At 66.7% G+C, this 1272-nt stretch carries 3 protein-coding genes; all 3 read right to left on the reverse strand.

The features are described from left to right. Nucleotides 1–19 precede the first annotated feature (19 nt). Nucleotides 20–532 (reverse strand): hypothetical protein, encoded by a 513-nt coding sequence (locus ABD191_RS28755; RefSeq protein ID WP_344089040.1) that lies wholly within the window; start codon nt 530–532, stop codon nt 20–22. Nucleotides 533–632: 100 nt separating this feature from the next. Continuing rightward, a complete protein-coding gene (locus tag ABD191_RS28760) occupies nt 633–992 on the reverse strand; it encodes a hypothetical protein (protein ID WP_344089043.1) in 360 nt (119 codons plus the stop codon). Between the two features lie 6 nt (nt 993–998). Further along, nucleotides 999–1160: a hypothetical protein gene (locus tag ABD191_RS28765; RefSeq protein WP_344089046.1), complete on the reverse strand. Its 162-nt coding sequence runs from the start codon at nt 1158–1160 to the stop codon at nt 999–1001. Nucleotides 1161–1272 lie beyond the last annotated feature (112 nt).

Consider the following 1272-nt stretch of genomic DNA (forward strand, 5'->3'; position numbering starts at 1 on the left):
GCGGCAGATCCGGATGCCGTCAGTCGGACGTGAGGTTCCACTGCGAGGGCAGGGCGCTACCGCACAGGGCGCACGTGAAGTCGTCGTCCCGCACGATGTTGCGCTCGCCGCAGCTCGGGCAACGGCGGAAGATGACCCGGTCGGTGAAGCCGCCAGGATGCGGTATGCCGACTCGGTCGATGGCCTTGGCCACAGCGGGCCAGCAGTCCGGGTCGGGGCAGTAGCCAGTCGACTGGTTGGTCACCTCGGCGACGCGCCAGCCGATGCCGGCGGCGGCAAACGCCATCTCACCGGCGGCGAGTACGTCCTGCCCGCCCGCGAGGGCGATGTGTTCGCTACGACGCGGCGCCAGTCTGAGCACGCCATCGAGAGCGACGACGAACGTGACCGGTTCGGCGAGGTCTCCACGGTCGCGCCCAGCCAGCCACTCGTCGAGCGAGGCAACCGAGTCCACGGCAACAGCGTCCACCGCGATCACCCGGTCACGGAACTCGGCCGGACCGACATAGGGGTACCGCCTGGTTTGCACCACGGCGCGACGATATCGACCTGAGCCCGAATACGGCTACACCGATTCAGGCCTGCGGATACGCCGAGTAACGCACAGACTGCGGCAGATGTGCGCAGCCTGGCTATCGGGCCGTGTCGTGGCCGGGTGTTCGATCCGCTTGCTTGACCCACGGGCCGGGTAGCTGCGGCACGATGTCGGCCCCTTCGTTGCCGGAGGGGTCCAAGCTCAGCAGGTCTTCGAACAACCCACCCAGTACCCGGCCGGTTGGCTGTCCATCCGCCGCAGTCTGTACCAGTGCCCAGGCGGGCAGGTCATTGCAGTCGTCGCGGCCGTCGTCCTCGAGGTAATACAGCATCGAGAACACTGTGTCGTAGGCGACCGCACGCGCGAACTGGATCAGCTCCTCGCGGCCCGCCCCGTCCGCCAGCAGGCTCCGGGCGATCCTGTTTCGCTCGGTGTCGCGTCGCCACGTATCGATCATTTTCGGCTACAGGGCGCTGAGAAAACGGTACCGGGCCAGTTGAGGTATGCCCTCCTCTGCTTCGGACGCGACCCAGAGTTCCATCTGCCCATCGGCGAGTCCCAGGCGCCGGAACCCGTCGCGGAGGGCAACGATATCAACCGAATCCTCACCAGCGGTGTCGTTCATCAAGTGATTATCGCGCGGCGCCGGCGTCCAGTCCGCACCCATATGCCGGACCCCATCTGGCAGAAGCTGGCTTCGGATTCATCACCGCGACCTGACGCCAGCGCGGTTCCGG

The organism is Luedemannella helvata, from assembly GCF_039528415.1.
In the GTDB taxonomy this organism is placed as follows: domain Bacteria; phylum Actinomycetota; class Actinomycetes; order Mycobacteriales; family Micromonosporaceae; genus Luedemannella; species Luedemannella helvata.

Excerpts from the sequence above, each read along its gene's own strand:
- ABD191_RS28765 (WP_344089046.1), bottom strand. The coding sequence starts at position 1,160 with ATGAACGACACCGCTGGTGAGGATTCGGTTGATATCGTTGCCCTCCGC.
- ABD191_RS28760 (WP_344089043.1), bottom strand. The coding sequence starts at position 992 with ATGATCGATACGTGGCGACGCGACACCGAGCGAAACAGGATCGCCCGG.